The 24,236-nt window shown below is 65.6% G+C and carries 21 protein-coding genes; 5 read left to right on the top strand and 16 right to left on the bottom strand.

Annotated features, from left to right (window positions below; genetic code table 11):
* Positions 1–3: 3 nt before the first annotated feature.
* The 8 genes from QM712_RS19900 to QM712_RS19865 form a co-directional block, all read right to left on the bottom strand.
* Positions 4–1,023: a patatin-like phospholipase family protein gene (locus QM712_RS19900; protein ID WP_415024840.1), complete on the bottom strand. Its 1,020-nt coding sequence runs from the start codon at positions 1,021–1,023 to the stop codon at positions 4–6.
* 108 nt (positions 1,024–1,131) lie between these two features.
* Positions 1,132–2,376, bottom strand: coding sequence for a phosphoglycerate dehydrogenase (serA, locus tag QM712_RS19895; protein ID WP_415024839.1), 1,245 nt, complete (start codon positions 2,374–2,376; stop codon positions 1,132–1,134).
* Between the two features lie 150 nt (positions 2,377–2,526).
* On the bottom strand, positions 2,527–3,759 hold the full coding sequence (locus tag QM712_RS19890; protein WP_415024838.1) for a rhodanese-like domain-containing protein: 1,233 nt from the start codon (positions 3,757–3,759) through the stop codon (positions 2,527–2,529).
* Between the two features lie 146 nt (positions 3,760–3,905).
* Positions 3,906–5,216, bottom strand: coding sequence for a DUF1963 domain-containing protein (locus QM712_RS19885; RefSeq protein ID WP_415024837.1), 1,311 nt, complete (start codon positions 5,214–5,216; stop codon positions 3,906–3,908).
* A gap of 156 nt (positions 5,217–5,372) precedes the next feature.
* Positions 5,373–6,554 carry a PepSY-associated TM helix domain-containing protein gene (locus QM712_RS19880; protein ID WP_415024836.1) on the bottom strand — a complete coding sequence of 394 codons (1,182 nt, stop codon included), beginning with the start codon at positions 6,552–6,554 and terminating at the stop codon, positions 5,373–5,375.
* Positions 6,547–7,569 carry an extracellular solute-binding protein gene (locus QM712_RS19875; protein WP_415024835.1) on the bottom strand — a complete coding sequence of 341 codons (1,023 nt, stop codon included), beginning with the start codon at positions 7,567–7,569 and terminating at the stop codon, positions 6,547–6,549. The genes QM712_RS19880 and QM712_RS19875 overlap by 8 nt, the downstream gene beginning before the upstream one ends.
* 2 nt (positions 7,570–7,571) lie before the next feature.
* Entirely contained in the window at positions 7,572–9,908 is a 2,337-nt protein-coding gene (locus QM712_RS19870) for a TonB-dependent siderophore receptor (protein WP_415024834.1), read from the bottom strand.
* Positions 9,909–10,138: 230 nt separating this feature from the next.
* Positions 10,139–11,023: a dihydrodipicolinate synthase family protein gene (locus QM712_RS19865; protein ID WP_415024833.1), complete on the bottom strand. Its 885-nt coding sequence runs from the start codon at positions 11,021–11,023 to the stop codon at positions 10,139–10,141.
* Positions 11,024–11,198: 175 nt separating this feature from the next.
* On the opposite strand from QM712_RS19865, the gene QM712_RS19860 reads away from it, so the two are divergent.
* A complete protein-coding gene (locus QM712_RS19860; protein ID WP_415024832.1) occupies positions 11,199–12,611 on the top strand; it encodes an FAD-binding oxidoreductase in 1,413 nt (470 codons plus the stop codon).
* Positions 12,612–12,646: 35 nt separating this feature from the next.
* The gene (locus tag QM712_RS19855; RefSeq protein ID WP_415024831.1) at positions 12,647–13,303 is read left to right on the top strand and encodes a GntR family transcriptional regulator; all 657 of its coding nucleotides are present in this window, start codon (positions 12,647–12,649) and stop codon (positions 13,301–13,303) included.
* Positions 13,304–13,309: 6 nt separating this feature from the next.
* Here QM712_RS19855 and QM712_RS19850 read toward each other — a convergent pair whose 3' ends face one another.
* The 8 genes from QM712_RS19850 to QM712_RS19815 form a co-directional block, all read right to left on the bottom strand.
* Positions 13,310–13,474: a hypothetical protein gene (locus tag QM712_RS19850; RefSeq protein ID WP_415024830.1), complete on the bottom strand. Its 165-nt coding sequence runs from the start codon at positions 13,472–13,474 to the stop codon at positions 13,310–13,312.
* Between the two features lie 171 nt (positions 13,475–13,645).
* Positions 13,646–14,584: a DMT family transporter gene (locus tag QM712_RS19845; RefSeq protein WP_415024829.1), complete on the bottom strand. Its 939-nt coding sequence runs from the start codon at positions 14,582–14,584 to the stop codon at positions 13,646–13,648.
* 75 nt (positions 14,585–14,659) lie between these two features.
* Entirely contained in the window at positions 14,660–14,845 is a 186-nt protein-coding gene (locus QM712_RS19840) for a hypothetical protein (RefSeq protein WP_415024828.1), read from the bottom strand.
* Between the two features lie 123 nt (positions 14,846–14,968).
* Positions 14,969–16,534, bottom strand: a complete 1,566-nt coding sequence (locus tag QM712_RS19835; protein ID WP_415024827.1) for an ABC transporter substrate-binding protein — start codon at positions 16,532–16,534, stop codon at positions 14,969–14,971.
* Between the two features lie 29 nt (positions 16,535–16,563).
* Complete coding sequence (locus tag QM712_RS19830; RefSeq protein ID WP_415024826.1) at positions 16,564–17,589, bottom strand: ABC transporter ATP-binding protein; 1,026 nt, start codon at positions 17,587–17,589, stop codon at positions 16,564–16,566.
* Entirely contained in the window at positions 17,586–18,575 is a 990-nt protein-coding gene (locus tag QM712_RS19825) for an ABC transporter ATP-binding protein (RefSeq protein WP_415024825.1), read from the bottom strand. The genes QM712_RS19830 and QM712_RS19825 overlap by 4 nt, the downstream gene beginning before the upstream one ends.
* Complete coding sequence (locus tag QM712_RS19820; protein ID WP_415024824.1) at positions 18,572–19,465, bottom strand: ABC transporter permease; 894 nt, start codon at positions 19,463–19,465, stop codon at positions 18,572–18,574. The genes QM712_RS19825 and QM712_RS19820 overlap by 4 nt, the downstream gene beginning before the upstream one ends.
* 14 nt (positions 19,466–19,479) lie before the next feature.
* The gene (locus QM712_RS19815; protein ID WP_415024823.1) at positions 19,480–20,421 is read right to left on the bottom strand and encodes an ABC transporter permease; all 942 of its coding nucleotides are present in this window, start codon (positions 20,419–20,421) and stop codon (positions 19,480–19,482) included.
* Between the two features lie 198 nt (positions 20,422–20,619).
* Here QM712_RS19815 and QM712_RS19810 point away from each other — a divergent pair, with 198 nt between their 5' ends.
* The 3 genes from QM712_RS19810 to QM712_RS19800 form a co-directional block, all read left to right on the top strand.
* The gene (locus QM712_RS19810) at positions 20,620–21,657 is read left to right on the top strand and encodes a LacI family DNA-binding transcriptional regulator (protein ID WP_415024822.1); all 1,038 of its coding nucleotides are present in this window, start codon (positions 20,620–20,622) and stop codon (positions 21,655–21,657) included.
* Positions 21,658–21,659: 2 nt separating this feature from the next.
* On the top strand, positions 21,660–23,072 hold the full coding sequence (locus QM712_RS19805; RefSeq protein ID WP_415024821.1) for an amidase: 1,413 nt from the start codon (positions 21,660–21,662) through the stop codon (positions 23,070–23,072).
* Between the two features lie 86 nt (positions 23,073–23,158).
* Positions 23,159–24,236: YgiQ family radical SAM protein (locus QM712_RS19800; RefSeq protein WP_415024820.1), on the top strand; the 1,078-nt coding region annotated here is incomplete at its 3' end.

The following is a 24,236-nucleotide window of genomic DNA, read 5'->3' as shown; positions in this document are numbered from 1 at the left end:
GCCTCAGCACTCCGCGAGCAGGACGTCGAGATCGGCGGTCGAACGCTGACCGATATCGGCGCCATGCTCGGCGAGAAACGTCTCGGCCGCCCGCCGTCCCTCGGCGCGCAGCATCGAAACGAACTCCCATTCCGCGTTGAGCTTGGACGAGGCGCCGAACTCCGTCAGCATGTCGCTCTTGATCCGGTGCGTCCGCATCATTGCCCAGCGCGCGCCCTCGCCGCTACCGGGATCAGCGGCCTGGCGCAACAGCGCGATCATGCGCAGTTCCTTCATCAGCGGCGAATTGAAGGAGATCTCGTTGAGCCGGTTGAGGATCTCCGCCGCCGTGCGCGGCTCCTCCGGTCGCTCGGTCGGATTGATCTGCACCAGAATGGTGTCGTGGGCATCGCTTTCGCGCACCAGCGGCGTGATCGTCGGGTTGCCGGCGTAGCCGCCGTCCCAGTAAAGCTCGCCATCGATCTCGATCGCACGGAACATAGTCGGCAGGCATGCCGACGCCAGCAGGACGTCGGCGGTGATCTCCGCATTGCGGAAGATACGTCCGCGCCCGGTCCGCACGCTCGTCGCAGTGATGAACAGCTTGATCGGCGAGCGGGCGAGGCGCTCGAAATCGATGCTCTCGGCCAACACCGCGCGCAACGGATTGTAACCGGTCGGGTTGAGGTCGTAGGGCGAGAGCAGCCGCGACATCAAGTCGGTGAGGATGTAGAACGGCGACGTATCAAGCGTCCAGCGGCCCATCAGCCGGTCGAGCGGCGAACGTTGCAACGGGCTGAAAGCGGCCGCCCGCGACACGCGCCGCCAATATTGGTCGAGCGCCGCGCGTGCCCCCTCGGCGCCACCCGCCGTCCACCCGTCGGCAAGCACCGCCGCGTTCATCGCGCCGGCCGACGTTCCGGAAATAGCGGCGATCGTGAGCCAGCTCTCTTCGAGCAGACGGTCGAGCACGCCCCAGGTGAACGCTCCGTGCGAACCACCGCCCTGAAGCGCAAGATCGATCAGTACGGTGTCCCGGTCCATCGGCACCCACGCAACTGAAGTTCAAATTCGGCGCGACTTGTAGCACGCCGAGGATGACAACAGTGTAGCGAGCCGTGGCTGCCCGATGCAACCGTAACGTGATCCTGCCTAGTGTTCGAACACCAGCCGGGCGCCGACCGTGCCCTCGAGGCCGCGGATCTGCTGGAGCAGGGCGTCCGAATCCTGGCCGGCGAGGTCGGCGTCGAGCACCACGTAGCCGAGGTCGCCGGCTGTTTCCAGATATTGCGCGACGATGTTGATGTCGCGCTGCAGGAAGACCTCGTTCAGACGCCGCAGCATGCCCGGCACGTTGCGATGGACATGGCTGAAGCGGGCGCCGGCGGGACGCAGGTGCAACTGCACTTCCGGGAAATTCACCGCACCCATGGTCGAGCCGGTGATGAAATAGTCGACGAGCTTGCGCGCCACCTCGCCGCCGATCCGCTCCTGCGCCTCCTCAGTCGAACCGCCGATATGGGGCGTGAGGATGACGTTGCCGAGCCCCTGCATCGGGCTCTTGAAGCGCTCGGAGTTCGAGGATGGCTCGACCGGAAACACGTCGACGGCGGCTCCGGCGAGATGACCGTCATGCAACGCGCCGGCGAGCGCATCGAGATCGACCACGGTGCCGCGGCTGTTGTTGATCAGGAACGAACCCGGCTTCATCGCCCGCAGTTCCTTCTCGCCGATCATCCCGGCCGTCTCCGGCGTCTCGGGCACGTGCAAGCTGACCACGTCGCTCTGCGCCAGCAGCTCCTCGAGCTTGTCCACCGGCTCGGTGTTGCCATGGCGCAGCTTGTCGGTGCGGTCGAAATAGATCACGCGCATGCCCATGGCTTCGGCGAGCGTGGAGAGCTGCGAGCCGATATTGCCGTAACCGACGATGCCGAGCGTGCGGCCGCGCACCTCGCGGCTGCCGGTCGCCGACTTGTCCCAGCCGCCATCATGCGCCGACACCGAGCGCGGGAAGATTCGCCGGAGCAGCATCACGATCTCGCCGATGACGAGCTCGGCAACACTGCGCGTGTTGGAGAACGGCGCGTTGAAGACGGGAATGCCACGCTTGCGCGCGGCCAGGAGATCGACCTGGTTGGTGCCGACGCTGAAGCAGCCGACGGCGAGAAGCTGGTCGGCGGCCGCGAGCACTTCGTCGGTGATCTGGGTGCGCGAACGGATGCCGAGCAGCGACACGCCCTTGAGTGCCTGCCGCAGCGCCTCGCCGTCCAGCGCTTTGGTCAGTCGCTCGACGTTGGTGAAACCGGCGGTCCTGAACAGATCCACGGCGCTGTCATTGACGCCTTCGAGCAGCAACGCCTTCGCGTCGCGCTCCGGGCTTTGGCCTGAGGCTGGCATAGTGTCTCCATGAATAACGGCTTTGCCGCTGCTCATAGACTGCGGACGGCGAAGAACACAATAGGGTTCGGATATGAGGAGAAGATGGCAGGTTCCCGCCCGCGTCGGGCGTCCCGCCCCCGCGCGGGCCACTCCCGGCGGCGTCGTGCGTCAGACGACATAGAACCCATGCGTTCCGTCGCGGCGGAGCTGTTCGACGAGACCATATTCCCAATCCAGATAGGCCTGCATCGCCTGCTCGGCGACTTCGGTGCCTTCATAGGGACGCCGGTAGCGATGTGCCGGATCGGGTTTCGGCAGGACACGCGGCGGGCCGACCTCGAGTTCGCCATCATAGCCGCCTTCGAGGACATAGACCTCCCAGCCCATCTGCGCGAGCCACGACGCGGTCATGTCGGCGCGCACGCCCTTGTCGTCGGTCAAGACGATGCGCGCACCGCGCACCGGTGCCGCCATGTCGGTTTCCTGAACGAGCTGCCCGCCCGGATAATGGCGAAAGCCGGGGAGATGGCCGGCAGCATATTCCTGCTCGTCGCGGACGTCGAAGCGATAGAGCGTGCGCTCGCTCTGAGCGAGGAGCGCCGCCGCGTCGCTCGGGCCGATGTGGCGGACGCCGGCGCGATAGGCGACGTCACGGGCATTGGCCGGGCCGTTCTCGAACGGCCCGATGAGGCCGCGTCGGTCCGAGCCGTGATCGAGCGTGTGGCGCGCCAGGGTCCAGCCGATCGTGCCATTGCGCAGCGCCCGCACCTTGTTCGGCACGCCGGCATTGATCAGCGATTGCGTCCCGATGATGGACCGCGTGCGCCCCGCGCAATTGACGATGATCGTGGTGTCGGGATCGGGCGCGGCTCGACCTGCCCGCAACACCAACTCGCCGCCGGGCACGCTGACCGAGCCCGGGATGTTCATGGTGGCGTATTCATCGAAGCGGCGGACGTCGAGAATCGCGATATTGGCCTTGTCCGCGATAAGTTTAGCGACTTCGTCGGCACTCAACGAGGGTGTATGGCGGCGCGCCTCGACCAGTTCGCCAAAAGCCTTGGAGTAGGAATTGACGTCCTCGAACACCTCGTAGCCCGCAGCCCGCCAGGCCTTCAGCCCGCCGTCCAGTGTATTGATGTTGGCATAGCCGAGCGCCGCAAGGCTTTCGCTCCCCGCTGCGATCAGGCCTTCGCCGTCATCATAGACCACGACCGGGGCATCCTTGCGCGGCAGCCTCACCTCGGCTTCGACCGCAATCCTGTCGATAGCCATATTGGCCGCGAACAGAGGATGGCCGGTGGCGAAGGCGGCCTCGGATCTGAGATCGAGCAGTGCGATCTCCCTGCGCAGGAGCAGCGCGCGGCGGATATCGGCGGAAGTGACGGCCGGAAGCTTCATGTCGCGAACCCTGGGACGACGGCCGTCAGCTTTTGGACCATTGTCGCGGTGTTGGCTAGCCATGTCATGGAACGGGGCGACAGGATTGTCGAATGGGCTGGATCAAGAAGGACGCGATACCCGGCACCCTTGGCGCAATCGCGCGTTCACAGGGCAGACATCACGCTAGTCGCATTCGAGCGTGGCGACAGCCTGCGTAAAGTCGAGCTTCGTGAGAGCATCCGGATCGATCCAAAATTGAAGGACGCACCCGATGTTGGCGTGCCAATCAAGAAAAGCGAGATCGCCATGCATCTGGAGCAACGATATGTTCTCCGGATGCTCCTCGTTCGGACCGGCGGACTGCTACCATACCCCAGCATCTGGTGAAGCGCGATGCTGAAGAAACGGTGTTGTCCATCCGTCCCGGTCGGCGTCATCCAGCGATTCTGCCGCTCGAGATTCACAACATAGCTAAGAGGAACGTCGTCGAGAAGATCGGCGTCCTCGATGGCCATGTAGCGAATCGTATGATTGATGGCATTGCCTAGGTCCGTTGGCATTTGGCCCGGATAGGTGGCGGTCCGTCCATGCATCTCCTTGTAGGCCCGCGCGACGTCGAGCCACCAGGACCTGAAGATCGCTTTCGTATCCGTATCGACCCGATCCATAGGGATCGGCGCTCGACAACGCTCGAACCACTCGATTGCGCCGGCGCGAAGGCGCGTCAATTCCACCACTGTTTCATCGGTGAGCGGTCGATAATGGGAACCAGGCGTCAGATCGTGCTCCACGTGCCACAAAACCGCCCGAACTACATATGTGACCAGGAGCCAGTTGAAGGGCCAATGCTCGTCTTTCTCATATTCAGAGAGGCTTCGAAATTGGAGCAGATCCCGTTGCTCGGGCTCGCCCGGGCCCAGCGCCTTACATAGTTCCTCGATCGTGAGCTCGCCGGCTACGGCTTCATCCTCCAGAAAGAGGAAGTCGCGATACGGCAGGAAGGAAAGCGGATATTTGAACTCGACCTTGGAATGAAAATCGAGGGCTGGATCGAGCCACTTGACCCGGAAACCACCGCTGGTACCAGCGAGTGGCATCAGATCCGGCGGTGGAGCACGATCGGCATACGCATCACCCGCCGTATCACTGTAGATTACGCGACACGGTGGAAACGCTTCGCCCTCGAATACCGAGCTGCAGAAGAAATACAGCGTGCCTCGCTTCGGAAGCGGCGACCATTTTGCGTCAGGCACTTCGGCCAGATCGATCTGGGCCACGAAGGTGAGCGCGACCGTCTCTAGCACCTCGTGCGCCTTGACCTCAGCCTTCGGCCACTCGAACTGCGGGGGTAGTTTGGGGAGGCCGCCGAAAAAACTTCGCGCCGGGTGCGAGAGCGGTACCGGCAGGTCGCTGCGTCTAACAAGCACAGCAGGGCGTGCAGTCTCTTCGATCTCATCTCGTACTGATAGTACCATGCGGATTACAACAACCCCGGCGTGCGCCGCGAAGATCGAACCATTTTACGAGATTCATGGCAAGTACTTCTGGTCTGCCGTGCGGCAGGCGCTTCGTCGTGCTTTCCGCGCGAGGCGTTGCTTGGGAATGACCGAGCGATCGAACAGGCCTCGTGCTCACTCGCCCGGAACGAGCCGTCCGAGCGGCGGCTGTGCCGGGCGCCGCAGCTTGCGGCGCGACAGATAGAGCAGGATGCCGGTGACGGAGAACAGCGGCATCAACGCCGCGGCGATCATGAAGGCGAGCTTGCCGGGCCAGCCAAGGAACGCGCCACGATGGATATCGAGCACGTTGGCGATGATCTTCTCGCCGAATGTCTTGTCGGCATAGCGCTCCGCCGAAATCACCTGGCCGGTGACGGCGTCGATGCGGAATTCATCGCGCGTGGTATCGAGCGTCGCATCCTTCGCCCAAGACCGGATCCGTATTACGGTGCCCGGCCCATTCGGCAGCGCCAGCAGCACTCTGGAGAAATTTCCGCCCTCCTCTCGCTGGATCGTCGCCCACGCTCGATCGAAACCTGCCGGCTGATCCGGCTCGGAACGGGGGGTGGTATGCGGCCCTTTCGGCTGCATCTTGGCGACGGCGACATGCGGGCGCGACAACAGCCAGACGACGCCATCCTTGTACCAGTCGAACGAGTACCAAAGCCCGGTCAGTGCCATCACCAGGTAGACCGGCAGCACCCAGGTGCCGATGACGGCATGCAGCGAACGATGCAGACCGCGGCCGCGAAGACCGACATTCGGCTTCAGCCACATCTTCACGCTATTTGCCCGGCGCGGCCAGCGCAGCACAAGGCCGGAAACGAGCATCACGATCAGGCCGAGCGCGGCAACGCCGGTGATCTGGCGTCCCCATCCCTTGGCTTCGCCGGGAATCAGCAGCCAGCGATGCAGCCTGCGCACTGTGACGAAAAACTCTTCGCCGCGAGGCGCACCTAGCACTCGGCTGTCGTAGGGATCGACGTAGAGCGAGCCTTGCCGTGCGCCCCGCTCGTCGCGAGCGAAGCGAACCCGCACGGCCGCAGATGGATCGCTCGAAAGCACGACGGAGGCCACCTTTCCGGCGACCTCCGCTGTTTTCAGTCGCACGACCAGGTCGTCCGGCAACAGCGCGGGCGTCGTCCGCGGCGCCACATGCATGATGTCGGCGTTCAGATAGTCGGAGATCTCGTCCTCGAAGCTCATGATCGAGCCCGTCAGGGCAATCAGGGCGAGCAGCAGCGCAAGCGCGAGACCGGCGATGGAATGGACCTGAAGCAGGATCGCCTTGATCTTGTGACCGAGCCTATTCATCGAAGCCGGCCCTCCTGATCAGCGCGATCGCGGTCTGCTGCTGCGCGGCGATCCGATCGACCGGCATTGCATCAGCATCGAACGAACCGATATCGGCAACGATCGGGGTGCGCTCTGCCGCGGCGAGCACGGGATATTCGAGTTCGGCGGCCGCGAAGATCCGCTGCGCCGCTGGAGTGACAAGAAATTCCAGGAATTTTCGCGCGGTCGCCGGGTGCGGCGCGTGTCTCGCCATGGCGGCGCCGGTGAGGTTCACATGCGCGCCGCCGCCCTTGAACTTCGAAGGTATCGCCTTCACGGCCAGCGCCCAGTCGCGCCAGTCGGCACCTTCCCGTCCGTCACGCAATTGCGCCAGCGCCACCGTATTCCCGATCCCGATCTCGCACGTCCCTTGCGCAAGCTCCCGGATCACGTCGTTGTCCTTGCCGGTCGGTCTGTGGACGAGATTGGCCTTCAGGCCGGAGAGCCAGAGGGCCGTCTCGGCCTCGCCGTGATGGGCGAGATAGGCAGCAACCAGCGCGACATTGTTCTGATGCAGAGCCGCCCGCATGCAAAGTTTGCCGCGCCATTTGGGATCGGCGAGGTCTTCATAGTCGATGGCCGTCGTCGCATTGTCGTTGCGGACCAGCGCGACGCGCGGACGAATGGCGAGTGTGAACCATTGCGCATCTTCGCCACGCAGGTTCGCGGGCACGGCTTGTTCGATGCGTTGCGAGGCAATGGCCTGCGTGAACCCACGGGATACGAGCTGGGTCGTCTTGTCCAGCCCGATCGTCATCAGCACGTCGGCGCGGGATGCCTCTCCCTCGGATGCGAGGCGCCTGACCAGACTGTCTTCGACGAAGACGATGTCGACCTTGACGCCGCTCGTCGCCGTGAACGCCGTGGCAACGGGCTCGACCAGAGTTGCCTCTCTGGTCGAATAGAGCGTGATCTCCTCGGCACGGCACGCGGTCGCGGCGCAGGCAGATGCCAGCGCAATCAGGGCCGCGACGGCCGTGTGCCGCGCGCCCATCGCTAGAACTTCACGGTGGCCGCCAACGAGAAACGTCGCGCGTCGCCGACGGCCACGTTCAGATTGTTCACGGCGGAGGGATAATAGACGGTGTCGAACAGGTTCTTGATGTTGAACTGATAGATCACCGGCAGGTTCTGGTACTTCGTCTCGTAGGTCGCGAAGATATCCGCGACCACGTAGGACGGCAAGACGAAGGTGTTCAAGGCATCGCCGGGCCGATCGCCGACATAGCGGGGACCACCGCCGACGCGGAGACGGCCGGGCAGCGCCGTGCCGAAATCGTAGACGACGAACAACGAGGCCGTGTTCATCGCGACGTTCTGCAATTGCTTGCCCGCATAGGTCGGGTCTTCGGTCACCCGCGCATCGGTGTAGCCGTAGCTGCCGATCATGCTCCAATTGTCGGAGAGGCGGCCGGTGACGTCGAGTTCGACGCCGCGCGAACGCACCTTGCCGGCCGCAGTATAGACGTTCAGCCCGGTCGAGGTGTTGAGCTGACTGACCAGAACGTTCTGCTTCTGGATGTCGTAGACCGCGAGCGTGCCGGACAGCCGCTTGTTGAGATCGAATTTGAGTCCGGTCTCGTACTGCGTGCCCTCTTCGGGCGCGATGTTCGATCCGAGCACGACGCCGCCGCCGTTGTTCAGCGGCGCGATGGTCGAGTTCGGCTTCAGCGACTGGGTGTAGCTCGCATAGAGCGAGAGCTCGTCGGTGAGCTTGAGGATGGCGCCGCCGAGCGGAAGCACCTTGTCCGCCGACACATTGGTGTTGGTGACGAAGGGCTTGCCCTTTCCGGCAAGCTGATCGTAGTCCATGTAGCGCACGCCGCCGACGAGCGCGAAGCGCTCGGTCAGATGCAGCGTGTCCTGGAAGAACAGCGACCATTGGCCGAGTTTGTCGGTCTGTGCGCTGTCGCTGTTGGACACGGTCGTGCCCGGCCCGATCAGCCCGTAGACGGGATTGTAGACGTTGATGGCCGGCGTCGTCTGCCGGATCAGGTTGTCGCGGTAGATGGTGCGATACTGGCCGTCGCCGCCGAACAGCACGTCGTTGCGCATGTTACCGAGCCAGAAGCCGCCCGAGATATAGGACGTTCCATAGCTGACATTGCTGAGCGAGCCCTGCGTGCCGTCATTGCTGCGCGTCTCGACTCCGGTCGTGAAGTTGAGGGCGGAGATGCGGAGCTGGTTGGCGCTGAAAGTCTCGGTGTTGTAGCTGTAACCGGCGTAGAGCTTCCAGTCCTGGTTGAAGCGGTGCTCGACCGAGGCCTGGATCAGGTCGGACGTGCCCCACACGTTGTTGAACGGCTCGTCGAGCCGGCGTGTGGCGGGAACGGCCAGAGGTGCCTTCGTGACCGGATTGAACGCCGTGCCGCGGTCGAACGGATAGATGAACTCGCGATGCTCGTAGTTGAGCTGGACGGTGGTGTCCTGGCCGTACCAGGCCAGCGACGGCGCGATCAGCATTTCGCGGTGGCGGCCGAAATTGCGCCAGTAGTCCTCGCTGACGCCGTAGCCGATGAAGCGGTAGGCGAGACCCTGGTCGCCGATCGGACCGGTGACGTCGAGCAAGCCGTCGGCGCCGGTTTTCGAGGCGCTGTAGGCCGAGCCGAGCAGCGTGACCGAGCCGTGCTGATAGAGCTCCGGACGCTTGCTGATGGTGTTGACGATGCCGCCGGGATCCATGATGCCGTACAGCATCGTGGCCGGTCCCTTCAGCACTTCGACGCTCTCGACCTCGGCGTTGAAGCTGCGGCCCTGCACCAGCGGCATGCCGTTGCGCATGATCGAGCCGTCGCGGTTGTCGCCGAAACCGCGGCGGATGACCGCGTCCTGGCTGCCGGCGAGCGTGTTGGTCTGGGTGATGCCGGAGACGTTGCCGAGCGCATCGTCGATGTTGCGCGGCAACTGGTCCTTCAACACCTGCTCGGGCACCACGTTGACGGCTTGCGAGGTATCGAGCGGCGAGGCACCGGTGCGCAGCGTGGTCGAACTCGGCATTGCACGGTAGCCGAGCTTTGCGACCTGCTGGGCCGCCGCTGCGGCAGCCGCACGTTCCGAGATCGTCGGCGCGACCGGGGGTGTGGCGCTCCGGTTGCGCTGACGCGCGGCCGTCTGGGCGCGGCGTTGGGATGATTCCGAGGCGCGCGCGGGCTTGGGCCGCTGCACCGGCGCATCCACGGTCACCGGCGGCAGCGCCGATTGCGCTTGCGCGGTCGTCGTGTTGGAGGGGCATTCCGCGAGCAGCACCGCCGCTCCAATGAGAAGACTTGCCCGGCCCTTGCCGGCACGATGACGATGGCCGCCGACGCGCTCGCCATCCACATACACACGCACTTTCGCCCCACTTCACTTCTGCAGTGACATTGAAGCTTGCGCGTCTAGCAATCGAAGCGTCAGCGGAGAACCGTAGGCGGGATTGAATCTCTCTAACGTGGAATCATTCTAAGAGGGCGGTGGCTGCGAACCGCGATCGCGATTGCTCGCACGGCAATTTGCGGCACATCGCGCGCGAATGAGCGACAGTATGTCGCATCACTCCCGTCGTGATGAGGCCGGTCGCGGCCTCAGGCGGCGACCGGGCTGATCAGTTCGTCGAGCTTCAGCTTGAGCGCGCGGCCATCGGACAGCGCGCGGAGCGGCGGCCGGACGCGGAGCCAGGCTGCATCGCCGGTCTGCGCCGCCAGGATCGCCTTCAACGTCGCGAGGAAGGACGGCGATTTCACCACGATGTCGACCGCGGCCTGCATGCGCGCTTCGACGTCCTTGCCGTCGATCATCGCCTTCACCAGCGCGGGCGCGATGTTGGCCATGCCGCAGATGGTGCCTGCGCCGCCGGCGGCGATCGCGCGGGCGATATCGGTTTCGTTGCCGACGGTGATGGCGAGCTCGGGAGCCGCGGCGCGAAACGCCTGGAACTGCTTGAAGTCGCCGCTGGAGTCCTTCAGGCCCGCGACCAGCTTGCCGTAGCGCTTGCGCAGGTTGGCGGCGGCGACGGTCGGGATCGCGACGCCGGAGACTTGCGGGATGTGATACAGCGTGGCGCGCAGGCGATCATCGGCGACGCCGTCGAGCACCGCGGCGAAGGCGTCCTCGATACCCTCCGCCGTGACGCTGCGATCGAAGTAAGGCGGCAGCAGCAGCACGTGGCGAAGGCCGAGGCCGAGCGCTGCGCGCGTCAGCGCGATACTGTCGCTGATCGCGGGAAAGCCACCGCCGATGGCGATACGCTCGGCCGCGACGCCGGCCTTGAGCATTGCCTCGAGCGCGGCCACGCGCTCGGCGACATTGAAGGAAGCGCCCTCGCCCGTGGTGCCGAACAGCACGACGCCGTCGACGCCTTTGCCGAAGAGCTGCTGCGCATGGCCCGCGAGCCTGGCGTGATCCACGCCGCCATCCGCCGCCAGGGGCGTTGCCGACGCTACCCAAAACCCGCGAATTGCCTCGCTCATGGTCCTACCCGTTGCTGCGGCTCGGCGCTAAGCCTTTGATCAAAAACGATCTTCGAGGCCTGTGCCCAGCTTTCTCTTGCTTTGTCTTTCTGTTGTACCTTACATACAACAGCCATGCAATTGTCCGCCGCGATGGCGCGCGATGACCACCCGGCCGGACCACGAGAGGCCTCACATGGACATGATCATCCCCGTCGACAATCCGACCCAACTGCTCGGCGCTCTCCGCGACAAGCTCGGCGCGGCGGCCGTCCTGACCGGTGGCGATGTGCCCGCGCGCAATTGCAACGACTGGAGCGCGAGTCTGCCGCAGACGCCGCGCGCAGTGATCCGTCCGATCGACGCACAGGGCGTTTCCGATGCGATCGCCACCTGTCGGCGGGCACGCCTGCCCTTCGTTCCGCAAGGCGGCTTGACCGGACTGTGCCGCGGCGCCTCGCCCGAAACGGGCTGGGTCGCGATCTCGCTGGAGCGCATGACCGGCATCGAGGAGATCGATCGCGCATCGGCGACGATGACCGTGAAGGCCGGCACACCGCTGGAGACGATCCAGAAGGCAGCCGACGAAGCCGGCTTCTTCTTTCCGCTCGATCTCGGCTCGCGCGGCTCCTGCGCCATCGGCGGCAACCTCTCCACCAATGCCGGCGGCAATCGCGTGATCCGCTACGGCATGACGCGCGAACTGGTGCTCGGCCTCGAAGTGGTGCTGCCCGACGGCACCATCATCACCAGCCTCAACAAGCTGATGAAGAACAATGCCGGTTACGACCTCAAGCATCTCTTCATCGGCTCGGAAGGCACGCTCGGCATCATCACCCGCGTGGTGCTGCGGCTGTTTCCGAAGCCGCGCTCGACGATGGCCGCGCTGTGCGCGCTGAAGGATTACGCCGGGGTGATCGCGCTGCTGGATGCGGCGCGATCCGGGCTCGGCCCGCTGCTATCGGCGTTCGAGGTGATGTGGCCGGATTATTGGGACGTGATCACGACGCGCGCCGGGGTGAAGCCGCCGGTCGCCGCAGGTCATGGCCTCTATGTGCTGGTAGAGGCGCAGGGCACCGACGAAAGCTTCGATGCGCCGCGTTTCCAGAGCTGGCTCGAGGAACTGATGGAGCGCGGGCTGCTGGTGGATGCCGCGGTGGCGCAATCGCTGGCGCAGGCGCAGGGCTTCTGGCGCGTGCGAGACATCTGCGCCGAATTCGGCCAGGTGCTGGGCCCGCACATCTCCTACGACATCGGGCTTGCGGTGGCGCGAATGGACGAATTCGTCACGCGCTGCAAGGCGGCGCTCGCCGCAGAGATCGCGGGATGCGAGAGCGTCTATTACGGTCATATCGGTGACGGCAATCTGCATCTCGTCTCCTGGGTCAGCGGCCTTCCCGTCGAACGCCAGCCGAAGGACGCCATGGACGCGATCATCTATGGCCTCGTGCGCGAGATGGGCGGCAGCGTCTCCGCCGAGCACGGCATCGGCACGCTGAAGAAGCAATGGCTGGGTCACGCCCGCAGCGACGCCGAGATCGTGCTGATGCGGACGCTGAAGGCCGCGCTCGATCCCGACCTCCTGCTCAATCCCGGCAAGGTGGTCTGACCGAGGTGCCGCGCCCGGAGGCCACAGCGAGATCTTTGAAGCTCGACACACCGAGGTCGCTGGCGCAGCGCGTCATGTTGCGGCTGCGCCAGGCCATCATCGACGGCGAGTTCGCGCTCGGCGCTGACATCTCCGAGGAGATGGTGGCGAATTCGTTCGGCGTCAGCCGTACACCCGTGCGCGAGGCGATGGGGCTGTTGCAGGCGCAGGGGCTCGTGGTGATACGCCCCCAGGTCGGCAGCTTCGTCTTCACGCCGAGCGCCGAGGACATCAATGCGCTCTGCACCTTCAGGATCGCGCTCGAACCCAAGGCGGCCGAGCTCGCGCATCATCATGACCGCGACGGTGCTGTCGCGGCGATGAGCGCGTCGATCACCGCCATGGAGCCGGCGGTCGCGACCAGGGACAACATCGCCTATGGCCGCGCCGATGCCGCATTCCACGAGGCGTTGTTCGCCCATTGCGGCAACCGCTATCTCGTCGAATCCTATCAGCTCGTTGCGGGCCGCGTCGCGGCGCTGCGGACCAATCTCACCTCGCCGATCGACGTGCGGACGCGGACCTCGTTCGACGAGCATCGCAAGCTGCTCGATCTTTTCGCGCGCGGGGATCTCGCCGAGTTCGAACGGCTGATGACGACGCACATCACCAATTCGGGCGTGACCTATGCAAAGGCCCTGAAGATGGATTGATCGCGGCTAGCGCCCGCCTTGCGGACCCGGCCTATCCAGGAAATCCAGCGCGGTGTTGATCTGCTCGAGCTGGTGCTCGATCTTGTCGCGCTCCTCCAGCGACTGTTCCGTCTGGAGCTGCTCCACCAGTTTCTGCTTCCGCAACAGCAAATTCTCAATGACCGTACTCACAGCACCTCCATCGCCCAAGGCGAACATCGAGGCAGGCATCCGATTGCGGGCGCAGGCGCGGTCGCAAAGGCGCGCGCGAGGCGTGATCCCTCATCAGAATGTTCGCGGAGGCGGTTGGTTCCCGCATGCGAACCGCCGTTCACACCATAGCCGATTGCACGGCAGATGGAACTATTTGCGCAGGCTCGCCCAGACGCCGCCGAGGATCAGCAGGCCACCTAGAAAATGGATCGGCTTCGGCGGCTCACCGAGGATCGCGAACGACAGCAGGGCGCTCGCGACTGGTCCGATGTAGAGCACGAGCGATGTCCGTACCGAGCCGAATTTGCCGCCGAGCCAGGCGAAGCCCGCATAGGCGAGCAGGCCGGGAACGATGCCGGCGAAGAGATAGGCGGACAACGCCTTGCCGCTGAAGACCTGCGACGGCATGGCCCACATCTCCATGACCGCCAGCGGCAGCGAGAACAGCGCACCGGCGCCGGAGAACAGGCTGATCCGCGCAAGCAGTGACGCCTGCGGCGCCGCGCGCGATTGCAGCAGGGTGTAACCCGACCAACCGAGCATCGCGAGCACGACGAGCCCGTCGCCGGATGCGGCGCCCAACTCGGTCAGCGCCTGCCAATGGCCGCCGGAGATGATGAGCAGAGCGCCGGCCAGCGCCAGCGCCGTGCCGAGCCATTGCAGCGGACCGATATGCTCCATGCCGAGCGCCGCCGAGATCAGCAGCACGGTGATCGGCGACAGCGCCATGATCAGCGCGATATGGATCGCGGTGGTGGAAACGCCAGCGGCATAGACCGGGCCGCCGCAGAGGAACATGCCCATGAAGCCTGCGGCCAGTACCGGCCAGGCGTTCCGGCCGAGCGGCACGCGGCCGTCGCGGATTTCGGCGAGCGCGATCGGCGCAAGCCCAATCGCAACGATGCTCCAGCGGAAGAAGGCCAGCGCGAAAGGCGGGACGGAACCCGCGAGGCCGCGCGCCAGGATTTGATTGGACGCCTGTGCGGTCGCCACCAGGATGAAGCCGATCAGCGCCACCGCGCCGAGCCAGCCGGTTGTGGATGACGCCGCGGCGCCGCGACCGCCGGCCTCTGGTATTCCCTTGCCCATGCACAACCGAATAACCCATGTGCGGCGCGACGAGAACCCAAAAGGCAACCGGCCGACGTGGAGGGGGTGCGCCGCTCAACGTGTCGAGACGACGCCCGCGAGCCGCACCGGCGCGACCTCAGTCCGGCTGATGGTGACCGAGAACACCGCAACCAGCGCGCACAGCACGCAGAGCTTCATCCGCACCGTCTTGCGATCGGTGATGGGCAGGAACAGGAAAAACGTCATCGCCAGGATCAGCAGCGCGTCGACCAGGAACATGGTTCTCTCCCTCGAAACGATGGGAGGATGACATGACCATGCCGGGCGGTATGTGGACCGTGTCACAGTCCCGACGCGACCGGCCGGGGCGTTCGCAAGCTGCGATACCCCGGCCGGGCAGGATTACTTCTTGGCGATGTTCCAGTAGACAGGGACCGCCGCGCTCACGATGCCGTCGACATTGCCGCGCACCGCCCGCACGAGATAGAGCTGCGCCGCCGGCCAATACGGCACATAGTCGACGGCCCTGAGCTGAATCGCCGTCGCGATCTTCTTCTTTTGCTCGGGGTCCGTCGCCAGCGCGAACTCGCTGCGCAGCTTTTCGATCTGCTCGTCGCAGGGCCAGCCGAACCAGGCCTTGTCGCAGTTGGCGCGCAGGCCAAGATGTCCGACCGGCTCGAACATGTCGGCGCCCGTCGGGCCCGACATGAACAGCGACCAGCCGCCCTTGTCGGCGGGCTCTTTCGACGCCCGGCGTCCGACCAGCGTACCCCAGTCCATCGCCTGCGGCTCGACCTTGAGGCCGATCTGCCGCATCAGCTGTTCGGCAACGAGGCTGAACGTGTTGGTCGGGCCACTTTCGGTGGCATGCAGCACCACGACTGGCGTGCCGTCATAGCCGCTCTCGGCGATCAGCTTCTTGGCCTTCTCGATATCCGGCTTCACCCAGCCGTCGGCCGAGAAGTAGGGCGAGGAGCACATGTAGAAGCTCGGGCAGTTCTTGTAGAGCTTGGGATCGCTGACATAGGCCCGCGCGAACTTCTCCTGGTCGATCATGTAGCTGATCGCCTGCCGGATCTTCTGGTTGTTGAAGGGCGGCACGGAGGTGTTCATGCGGAACACCATCTGCATGCCGAGCGTGTCCTGCGGCATGGTCTTGATGTCGGGATTGCCGGCGAGCGTCGGCAGGAAATCCGGCGGCACTTCCTCAAAGATGTCGATCTCGCCGGCCTGCAGCGCGTTGAGCGCGGTCTGCGCGTCCGGAATGTAATGCCATTCGACGCGATCGACCTTGGCAAGCTTGCCGCCGGCCAGCCCGCTCGCAGGCTCGGACCGCGGCTTGTAGCCGGGGTTCTTGACATAGACGACCTTGGAGCCCGGGACCCATTCGTCCTTCTTCATGATGAAGGGGCCGGAGCCGGTGGCGTCGGTGATCGCGGTATCGGCCGGCGTCGCCGCGATCGCCTTGGGCATGATGAACGGCACGTTGGAGCTCGGCTTGCTGAGCGCTTCGATCACGAGGCCCCATGGACGCTTGAGCTTCAGCTCGAAGGTCTTGTCGTCCTTCACCGTGAGCGTGTCGCTGACCGAGGCGAGTTGCTGGCCGAGGCCGTCGCGCTGCCACCAGCGCTTCAGCGAAACGACCGCGTCCTCCGCGGTCACCGGCTGGCCGCTGCTGAAGGTCAGGCCGCCACGCAGCGTGAAGGTATAGGTGAGCTGGTCGTTGCTGACCGTGAAGGCTTCGAGCATCTGCGGCTGCGCGACGAGCTTCTCATCCAGCGAGAACAGCGTGTCGTAGACCATGTAGCCGTGGTTACGGACCATGTAGTCGGACGTGATGACGGGATCGATCTGCTTGAGATCGCCGAATGGGCGTATCTTCAACACCGTTTCGGCAAAGGCTGGCGACGTTGCGCCCAGCAGGCCCGCCGCGATCATGACGGCAAACAATCGGTTCGGCCGTTTCATTCTCTGTACTCCTCCCGTTTTCACTGTTTTTAGACGATGGCGTTGGTGCCGGCCGCGCCCGGACGCAGAGCGTCGAAGCGCGGCAGTGATCGTGCGTGATGGCAGGCGACGTCGTGGCCGGGCGCGACCTCGGTCATCGCCGGCGCCTGTTGCGCGCAGATGTCGGTGGCGAACGGGCAGCGCGTTCGAAAGCGGCATCCCGACGGCAGCGCGGCGGCGCTCGGCACCTCACCTTCGAGGGCGGCCCGGCGGCGGCGGTTGCGCGGATGAACTGCCGGCACTGAATCGATCAGCGCGCGCGTATAAGGATGGGCCGGTGCGGCGAATACCATTTCCGCCGGTCCCCGCTCCATGATCGCGCCGAGATACATCACGGCGACGTCGTCGGCGAGATAGCGCACCACGGCGAGATCGTGGGAAATGAACAGATAGGAAATCCCGCTCTCGCGTTGCACGTCCTTCAGGAGGTTGAGGATCTGCGAGCGGATCGAGACGTCGAGCGCGGCCACGGCCTCGTCGGCGACGACCAGCGCAGGCTCCGCGGCGAGCGCCCGCGCGATACCGAGCCGTTGCCGCTGGCCGCCGGATAGATGATGCGGCAGGCGTGCATGGAAATGCTGGGGCAGGCCGACCTGATCGAACAGGCGCGCGACCTTCCGCCGGTGCGAGGCGGCGTCCCCAATGCCGAAATTCTGTAGAGGCTCCTCGACGATCTCGGCCGCCGTCATCCGGGAATTGAGACAGGCGAACGGATCCTGGAACACCATCTGCACCTGCTGCCGCCGGAGCCGCAGCGTTTCGCCGGACAGATTGCCGAAATCCTCGCCGTTGATGCGGACGGAGCCCGCCGTCGGCTTCAGCAGGCGCACCACCATGCGGCCGATCGTGGTCTTGCCGCAGCCGCTTTCGCCGACGAGACAGAAGGTACGTCCGCGCGCGACCGTGAAGCTGACATCGTCGACCGCACGCAGTTCGCGGCGGCCGAACATTCCGAACGGCCCTTTCTGCGAGGTGAATATCCGGGTCAGGCCGGAGACTTCGAGTACGGCGCTCATGCAAGCGCCTCCGTGCTCGTCTCGCCGAGCCAGCAGGCCGCCCGGTGCGCGCCCGAGCCCGACAGCAGCGGCATCTCGGACTGACAGATCGGCATGGCCACGCCGCAGCGCTGACGGAAGGCGCATCCGATGCCGAGCGCGGTGGAGCCCGGCACGCTTCCCGGGATTTCGGCGAGGCGATCCCGCGTCCCGCTGTTGAGCTGCCCGATCGCGCGGAGCAGGCCGCGCGTATAGGGATGGGCGGCCGCGTCGAAGATGTCGTCGACGGCCGCCTGCTCGACAATGCTGCCGGCATAGAGCACGACGACGCGGTCCGCCATTTCGGCGACCACACCGAGATCATGCGTAATGAGCAGCACCGAGGTGTTGAACTCGCGGCGGAGGTCGTCGATCAAAGTCAACACCTGCGCCTGGATGGTGACATCGAGTGCTGTCGTCGGCTCATCGGCGATCAGCAACGCCGGGCGCAGGGCGAGCGCCATCGCGATCATGACACGCTGCCGCATGCCGCCCGATAGCTGGTGCGGAAACTCCGCGGCGCGCCGACGCGCATCCGGAATGCGCACCAGATCGAGCAACCCGATCGCCTGGCGCCGCGCATCTGACTGGGACACCCCGCGATGCTCGACGATGACTTCGGCGATCTGCTCGCCGATGCGCAGCAGCGGGTTGAGCGACGTCATCGGCTCCTGAAACACCATGGCGATGCGATCGCCGCGCAGCTTGCGCATCGCATCGCCGCCGAGCGTGACGAGGTCGCGCCCTTCGAAGAGGATCCGGCCCGAGGTGACCTGCATGACGTTGCGGTTGAGCAGACCGATGATGGAGAGCGCGGTCAGGCTCTTGCCGCAGCCGCTCTCGCCGACCAGGCAGAGCGTTTCGCCCGGATCGATCGCAAAGGACACGTTGCGGACGAGCGGAACCCGCGTTCCGCGCGCGTTGAGCGAGATCGAGAGATTCTCGACGGAGAGCAGCGGAGCGCTCATCGCACCTCGCCTCCGCCAAGGCTCGGGTCGAGCATGTCGCGCAGCCCGTCACCGAGCAGGTTGGCGGCAAGCACGGTGGCGGCCAGCATCAGCGCGGGAAAGCCGAGGATCCACGGGGCGATCTGCAGGAACTGCCGGCCTTCCGCCATCATGTTGCCCCAGCTCGGCACGTCCGGCGGCGTCCCCGCGCCGAGAAAAGACAGGATCGACTCCAGGATCATCGCCGACGCGAAGACGTAGGTCGTCTGCACCATGATCGGCCCGACGGCGCCGGGCAGGATGTGACGGCGCAGGATGGTCGTCGTACGACCGCCGCAGGTGATGGCCGCCTCGACATAGACGCGTTCGCGCAAGGTAAGGACACTGGCCCGCACCACGCGCGCCATGCGGGGAATTTCCGGCAGGCTGATCGCCGCGACGATCACGACCGGGGAGGCTCCGATCAGCGCGACCAGCGCGATCGCGAGCAGGATCGCTGGGATCGCCATCACCGCATCCATGGCGCGCATGACGATCGTGTCGGCGCCGCGGAAATAGCCGGCGATCACACCGATGGTCACGCCGATCAACGTGGTGACGATCGCGACGGCGATCCCGACCGACAACGAGACACGGGTGCCCCACAACGCGCGAGCGAACACCGAGCGGCCGACCTGATCGCTGCCGAAGGGCTCCGCGAAGGATGGCGGCTGCAGCCGGCTCAGCGGGTCGAGCGCGGCCGGATCCGGCGTGATCCATGGGCTCGCCACGGCCAGCGCGCCGAAGGCGAGGAGCAGGACGCAGCTCACGGCCAACATGGGTTGGCGCAGCGGCAGGCCGGCGATCCGCGCGAACCGGTTGCTGCCGACATCCGCCGTTTCAAGTCCGTCAGCTGCAGAGGTGATCGTCATCGGCTCGTCCCGCATCAGTACCGGATCCGCGGATCGACGACGGCGTAGAGAATGTCGACCACGAGATTGACGACGACATAGACGAAGGCGAACAGCAGGATCAGCGCCTGCACCACGGGATAGTCGCGCCGCAGGATCGAATCGGCCGTCAGCCGGCCAAGTCCAGGAATGGAGAACACAGTCTCGGTGACGACGACGCCGCCGAGCAGCGCGGCAAACCCGATGCCGACGACCGTAATGATCGGCACCGCGGCATTGCTGAGCACGTGCCGTGCGATGATCTTGCGGTTCGAAAGCCCCTTGGCATGAGCGGTGCGGACGTAATCCTCGCGCAGCACTTCGAGGACGGCGGCCCGGGTCACCCGCGCGATCAGGGCGATATAGAGAAAGGACAGCGAGATCGCGGGCAGCACCAGCGAATGAAGCGAGGCTAGCACACCCTGCGACAGCGGCTTGTAGCCCTGCACCGGAAACCAGTGCAGGCCAAGCGCGAGCGTGTAGACGAGAACGAAGGCGACGACGAAGACCGGCAACGAGAAGCCGAGCACGGCACCCGCCATGGTCAATCGCGCGACAAATCCCTTCGGTCGATAGGCGGCAACGAGCCCGAGCGGCACCGCGACGACAACCGCGATGGTGATCGTCATCAGCGACAGGATCAATGTCGGCTCGATGCGTTGCGCGACAAGTTGCGAGACTGGAATTCGGCTGAACAGCGACAGACCGAAATCACCGCTCAGCATGCGTCCCGTCCAGGCGAGGAAGCGCGGCAGCAGCGGCAGATTGAGCCCGAGCGCCTGGCGTACCGCCTCCACCTGCTGCGGCGAGGCGAAATCACCGGCGATCAGCACCGCCGGATCGCCCGGCACGAGGCTCAGCAACAGGAAGACGAACACCGCGACCGCGAGCAATACGGGAATGGCCGCAAGCAACCGGCCCAGCACATAGGAGGTCATGCTGCCTCCTCCGGACCGCGAATGCGGCCCGGCGCCTGCCGGTTGCAACAACCGCCCCGCACTTTCGCCTCCCTTAGTTAAACGTTTTTCTAAGTAAGCACGGACGTCGCTTATTCGCAATAGCTTGTATTTATTGGGAATATCCGACTTGCCTGCGACAATCCGTGTCTATAGAAAAACGTTTAACAGGAGGAGCCGATGTCCGGAGGGCCGTTGCCCACCATCCATGAGGTCGCGCGGCTGGCGGGCGTTTCGGTTGCCACGGTGTCGAAGACGCTCAACCGCTCGGGCAAGGTCAGCGAACTCCTGCAGGAGCGCGTCACCGCCGCGGCACGCAAGCTCGGCTATGCGCCGCATGCCAGCGCCCGCAGCCTGCGCAGCGGCGCCAGCCGTATCCTCGGCCTGCTCGTGGCCGATCTCGCCAATCCCTATTTCCTCAAGCTCGTCGAGAGCATCGAGCGGCTGGCGAGTGCCGCCGGCTATTCGGTCATCCTCTGCAACAGTGCCGAGGATCCCGAACGCGAGGAGCGGCATCTGTCCATGCTGCTGTCGCAGCGCGCCGATGGCGCCATCGTGATTCCGACCCGGCGCGGCTGGAGCGGACGCCAGGCCGCGCTCGCGAGCCTTCCGATGCCCGGCATCATGGTCGACCGGCGGATCGAGGGGCTCGATCTCGATTCCGTCACGACCGACAATGTCGCGCTCGGGCGCCTCGCCGCGGAGCATCTCGACGATCTCGGCCACCGGCGCGTCGGCGTGATCATGGGCTCGCCCGAGCATCCGATCGCGCGCCACCGTCTCGATGGCTTCAGAACCGGTTTCGCCGCGCGCGGCGTCACGCTCGACGAACGGCTGATCGCGAAGGACAATTTCTCCGAGGCCGCCGGTCACGCGGCCGCGTTGCGGCTGCTCGCGCATTCCGAACCTCCGACGGCGATCTTCGCGACCAACAACCACCTCGCGCTCGGATTGCTGCGCGCCATCACCGAGCGGAACGTCTCCGTGCCCGACGATCTCTCCATCATCGCGGTCGACGAATTGCCCTGGGCCGGATTGGTGCGTCCCGGAATGACTGTCGTCACGCAGCCTTCCGAAGCTATCGCCGAAGCCACGGTGTCCACGCTGCTGTCGCGAATCACCGAAGGCCGGTCCGGCCTCGGTGACGACGAAACCAGATCGATCCAGCTCCAGCCGGCGCTCGTGGTGCGCGGTTCCACCGCGGCGATCCGGAAATAGCCATGAGCGACGCGTCGGGCCTTCCGCCTTCATCCGGCATCGCCGCGCTATCCGCCGTCGAAGCCATCGCCGAGATTCACCGGGGACATCTGTCGCCGCTCGAGGTCATCGACGCCGCGATCGGCCGGATCGAGGCCACGGATGCTGGCATCAATGCGATTCCCGTGCGCCGCTTCGAGGCGGCGCGCAGCGAAGCGCGGCGCTTGATGGACAAGAAGGCCGGCGGCGCGGATTGGCCGTTGCTGTGCGGCCTCCCGCTCGCGGTCAAGGACAATACGGACGTCGCCGGCGTGCCGACCAGCGGCGGCAGCGCGTTGACGGCCGGCCGCGTGCCCGATGTCTCGAACCCCACGATCGACTACCTGCAGCGCAACGGCGCCATCGTGATCGGCAAAAGCAATCTGTCGGAACTCGGGGGCGCCAACACGACCAACGCGCTGTTCGGCGCGACGCGCAATCCGCTGTTTCCCGCGCTGACCTCGGGAGGCTCCTCCGGCGGCTCCGCGGCGGCGCTCGCGGCGCATCAGATATGCCTCGGCCACGGCAATGACGTCGGCGGCAGCCTGCGCACACCGGCCGCATTCTGCGGCGTCGCGGGCCTCAGGCCGACGCCCGGCCTCGTGTCCCGCAAGCCGCTCTCCGATCCCTTCGACACCGTGTTCGTCGAGGGACCGATGGCGCGCACGATTCCCGATCTTGCCCTGATGCTCGATGCGATGACCGGCTTCCATGCGCCCGACCTGTTGTCACGCGGGCAGCACACGTCATTCCGGAACGCGGCCGCGCGGCCGAGTTGGACCGGACGGATCGCCGCCTCCGAGGATCTCGGCCTGCTGCCGGTCGATCGGGATATCCGCTCCGGCTTTCGCGGCGCCATCGAGCGGCTGCAGCGCGCCGGCTGCGCGATGAGCGAAGCCTCGCCCGATCTCACCGGACTGCCGCAGACCATCCGCGCGCTCCGAGGCCTTGCCTATCTCACGACCTGGGGCAGGCTCTGGCCGCAATCGCGCGACCGCTTCACGCGCGAGGTCGCCGGCGATATCGCGCATGGCGAAAGCCTGTCCGCACGCGACATCGCGTCCGCGACGGAGCAGCGCGCGGCGACCTACCGGCGCATGCAGGGCTTCTTCACGGAGTTCGACATCCTGATCTGCCCGACCGTGCAGGTCGCGCCGTTCCCCGTCGAGACCATGTGGCCGACCGAGATCGAAGGCATGCGCTGCGAGAGCTACATCGACTGGATCATGATCACCTATGTCTGGTCGATCCTCGGCTGCCCCGCGCTCGCGGTGCCCGCCGGGCGCGACCAGGCCGGCATGCCGGTTTCGCTGCAGATCGTCGGCCCGCCGCACAGCGAGGAACGCCTGATCGCCTTCGCGGCCGGTGTCGAGCAGGCATTGTGCGGCCGGTCCTGAGGCGTCCCGAAATCTCGCGGAACCCATCAATCTTTCACGCGCCCGTTGGTTGAATTCGCCGGCCCGGAGTCTTATCCGTAGGCCCCATGAACACCGATATCATCATCGCCGAAAAGCCCCTGATGGCCCAGGCGCGACCCCGCAAGCCCGCGCCGTTCCTGCCGATGAGCCGCGCCGAGATGGATGCGCTGGGCTGGGATGCCTGCGACATCGTGCTGGTGACCGGGGACGCCTATGTCGACCACCCGAGCTTCGGCATGGCGATCATCGGACGCCTGCTGGAAGCGCAGGGTTTCCGGGTCGGCATCATCGCGCAGCCCGACTGGCATTCGGCCGAACCGTTCAAGGCACTGGGCAAGCCGAAGGTGTTCTTCGGCGTCACCGGCGGCAACATGGATTCGATGGTGAACCGCTATACCGCGGACCGTCGCCTGCGCCATGATGACGCCTATACGGCGGGCGGCGAAGGCGGCAAGCGGCCGGACCGCTGCACCATCGTCTATGCCCAGCGCTGCCGCGAGGCGTTCAAGGACGTGCCGATCGTGCTCGGCGGCATCGAGGCCTCGCTGCGCCGGATCGCGCATTACGATTACTGGTCCGACAAGGTGCGCCGCTCGGTGCTAGCCGACGCCAAGGCGGACCTGCTGCTCTACGGCAATGCCGAGCGCGCCGTCGTCGAGGTCGCCCAGCGCCTTGCCGCCGGCGAAGCGCCGCGCGAGCTCGACGACGTCAGAGGCGTCGCGCTGTTCCGCCGCGTGCCCGAGGACTATTCCGAGCTGCACGCCGACGATCTCGATTCCGCCGACGAGGGCGCATCGCGCCAGAAGGGCGCGACCGTGATCCGGCTGCCGGCGCTGGAGCAGGTCGAGCAGGACAAGGAAGCCTATGCCCGCGCCTCGCGCGTGCTGCACCGGGAGAGCAATCCCGGCAATGCGCGGCCCCTGGTGCAGCGTCACGGCGACCGCGATCTCTGGCTCAATCCACCGCCGATCCCGCTGACCAGCGAAGAGATGGACGCGGTCTACGACCTGCCCTACGCGCGCGCGCCGCATCCGTCCTATGGCGATGCGAAGATTCCCGCCTGGGACATGATCAAGTTCTCGGTGACGATCATGCGCGGCTGCTTCGGCGGCTGCACCTTCTGCTCCATCACCGAGCACGAGG

The organism is Bradyrhizobium sp., from assembly GCF_047605465.1.
GTDB lineage: Bacteria > Pseudomonadota > Alphaproteobacteria > Rhizobiales > Xanthobacteraceae > Bradyrhizobium.
The sequence above is the reverse complement of the archived record's forward strand: the minus strand, read 5'-3'. Positions and strand labels throughout refer to the sequence as shown.

What these genes read in the sequence shown, in the direction of transcription:
- QM712_RS19900 (WP_415024840.1), bottom strand. Translation starts at nt 1,023, where the DNA reads ATGGACCGGGACACCGTACTGATCGATCTTGCGCTTCAGGGCGGTGGT.
- serA (WP_415024839.1), bottom strand. Translation starts at nt 2,376, where the DNA reads ATGCCAGCCTCAGGCCAAAGCCCGGAGCGCGACGCGAAGGCGTTGCTG.
- QM712_RS19890 (WP_415024838.1), bottom strand. Translation starts at nt 3,759, where the DNA reads ATGAAGCTTCCGGCCGTCACTTCCGCCGATATCCGCCGCGCGCTGCTC.
- QM712_RS19885 (WP_415024837.1), bottom strand. Translation starts at nt 5,216, where the DNA reads ATGGTACTATCAGTACGAGATGAGATCGAAGAGACTGCACGCCCTGCT.
- QM712_RS19880 (WP_415024836.1), bottom strand. Translation starts at nt 6,554, where the DNA reads ATGAATAGGCTCGGTCACAAGATCAAGGCGATCCTGCTTCAGGTCCAT.
- QM712_RS19875 (WP_415024835.1), bottom strand. Translation starts at nt 7,569, where the DNA reads ATGGGCGCGCGGCACACGGCCGTCGCGGCCCTGATTGCGCTGGCATCT.
- QM712_RS19865 (WP_415024833.1), bottom strand. Translation starts at nt 11,023, where the DNA reads ATGAGCGAGGCAATTCGCGGGTTTTGGGTAGCGTCGGCAACGCCCCTG.
- QM712_RS19860 (WP_415024832.1), top strand. Translation starts at nt 11,199, where the DNA reads ATGGACATGATCATCCCCGTCGACAATCCGACCCAACTGCTCGGCGCT.
- QM712_RS19845 (WP_415024829.1), bottom strand. Translation starts at nt 14,584, where the DNA reads ATGGGCAAGGGAATACCAGAGGCCGGCGGTCGCGGCGCCGCGGCGTCA.
- QM712_RS19840 (WP_415024828.1), bottom strand. Translation starts at nt 14,845, where the DNA reads ATGTTCCTGGTCGACGCGCTGCTGATCCTGGCGATGACGTTTTTCCTG.
- QM712_RS19835 (WP_415024827.1), bottom strand. Translation starts at nt 16,534, where the DNA reads ATGAAACGGCCGAACCGATTGTTTGCCGTCATGATCGCGGCGGGCCTG.
- QM712_RS19830 (WP_415024826.1), bottom strand. Translation starts at nt 17,589, where the DNA reads ATGAGCGCCGTACTCGAAGTCTCCGGCCTGACCCGGATATTCACCTCG.
- QM712_RS19825 (WP_415024825.1), bottom strand. Translation starts at nt 18,575, where the DNA reads ATGAGCGCTCCGCTGCTCTCCGTCGAGAATCTCTCGATCTCGCTCAAC.
- QM712_RS19820 (WP_415024824.1), bottom strand. Translation starts at nt 19,465, where the DNA reads ATGACGATCACCTCTGCAGCTGACGGACTTGAAACGGCGGATGTCGGC.
- QM712_RS19815 (WP_415024823.1), bottom strand. Translation starts at nt 20,421, where the DNA reads ATGACCTCCTATGTGCTGGGCCGGTTGCTTGCGGCCATTCCCGTATTG.
- QM712_RS19810 (WP_415024822.1), top strand. Translation starts at nt 20,620, where the DNA reads ATGTCCGGAGGGCCGTTGCCCACCATCCATGAGGTCGCGCGGCTGGCG.
- QM712_RS19805 (WP_415024821.1), top strand. Translation starts at nt 21,660, where the DNA reads ATGAGCGACGCGTCGGGCCTTCCGCCTTCATCCGGCATCGCCGCGCTA.